Here is a 1,565-nt window from a genome sequence, read left to right as displayed (position 1 = left end):
TCGGTTTAGGAAGTAGCGCGACACGGGATGCTTACAGCTCGACAGGACAGATGTTATCCCGGGGAGATTTTGGCTTGGGCGGGCCGGGTAATAGTAGTGCTGGCTGGGATATAGCTATCGATGGCCGATTTTTAAGTAGCCCTTATGACGGTCCCTCAGCTACTGCTGTGTTTATGGGGATAAACTGTGCTCATAGTTCCGATTCATCCTACTGCTTTCAGCTTGGGGGACGAGGAAACCAGGGTATGTGGTGGAGGGCAAGAGAAAGCGCCTCATTCCTTCCATGGTTACGAGTTTATGACACTGGTAACACTACCAGAGCTAGTGACGGCACGTTAAAAGCAGCTTCCCCAGTAGTTAAACTGTATGCAGACGGTTCGTTTGAAACTAATAACGAATCAGAGGGCTGTACCGTAACTCGCATGAAAGCCGGAGAGTATCTGATCGAGGGCTGCATGGGTATGAATTCAGATGCGGCGTGGGGTGGGATTGATGGTGGCTTCGATATCCCTAAAGATCGTAATGGGCAGGCCCTAATCTGGCTTGACTATGAGGTTAATGCCGACGGATCAGTGCTCGTGAAAACATTCCACCGGGAATACCCGTCAGCACCGATATTTGCGAGGAACTCACGGGAAGGTTTCGTGGATGGCGAACCGGCCGATATTCCGGCCGATCAGTTTGTCAGTGTCCGTGTAGAGATGCCGCAAAACAGTATCTGGAATCAGCGTGCAGCTATGGCTGAAGTTTCTGATTGATCATCTGATTAAAGGCAGAATCATCAGGCATATCCAGGCGAACATCGATCCAGCTGTTCACCGGCACGTCCATCGGTTCCCCTTTTGTTTTGACGATCTCCCCTTCATCGCTCAGCATGTATTTTCGCTTAAACAGGCGGATAGTCAGCCCACCGCTTTCTGCCTGCTCTGCTTCAACAATCCCAAGCTCTCCCATGCCGCCTGGGTCCATTGGCGGCAGTAACTGCCATCCCTCTGACGCCAGGCCTGCCGAACCTCTCAGCACATAAACACCAACATCGACCCGGGAAATTTTGATTCCTTCAGCTTCGGTGTTCGCAGTACCGCAGCCGCACCATGCAAAACCATCCTCGGATATATCCGTGCGCTGGTTCTGTTCCTGAGAATTAACAATGCGAGCAACAGGTGAGGCCGCCTTTAGGGTGCCATCACTTGCTTTAGTCGTATTACCCGTTGAATATAATTTGACAGGTGAAAGCCACGTACCGCCTGCCTGTTTACGAATTGTGATATTTGCGGCTGACTGAGCTGACATTGCTTCATCGACCAGCATAAATCCGTAATTCGCACTATCTCCTCCTGAGGCCGCATTAGAACCGTTCCGATGGCGAACAGAAATATAGCTCCGCCATACATTATCATCAGTTATTCGGGCAGAACCTATTGTGGAAGGGTTGGTTGAAATATCATTAAACCAGCCAGTAGAAGATAAGGTTCCATCGATGTTGACACCAATTGCGGCCCCCCTGTTGCTACCCGTACCTCCCAGTGACACAGGCACGTAACCATTGCTGTCTACCAAACCGA

Annotated in this window: 2 pseudogenes; one reads left to right on the top strand and one right to left on the bottom strand. The window is 50.6% G+C overall.

From position 1 onward, the window contains the following. Nucleotides 1-758 (top strand): annotated as a pseudogene (locus ACOTXC_RS22645) (phage tail protein); the annotation flags it as partial. On the opposite strand, the pseudogene ACOTXC_RS22640 reads toward ACOTXC_RS22645, so the two are convergent. After that, nucleotides 736-1,565, bottom strand: a pseudogene (locus ACOTXC_RS22640) (phage tail protein); the annotation flags it as partial. The pseudogenes ACOTXC_RS22645 and ACOTXC_RS22640 overlap by 23 nt on opposite strands.

It is taken from the genome of Enterobacter cloacae complex sp. IR5428, assembly GCF_049238585.1.
In the GTDB taxonomy this organism is placed as follows: Bacteria; Pseudomonadota; Gammaproteobacteria; order Enterobacterales; family Enterobacteriaceae; genus Enterobacter; species Enterobacter intestinihominis.
This window is presented reverse-complemented; position numbering and strand designations above follow the sequence as displayed.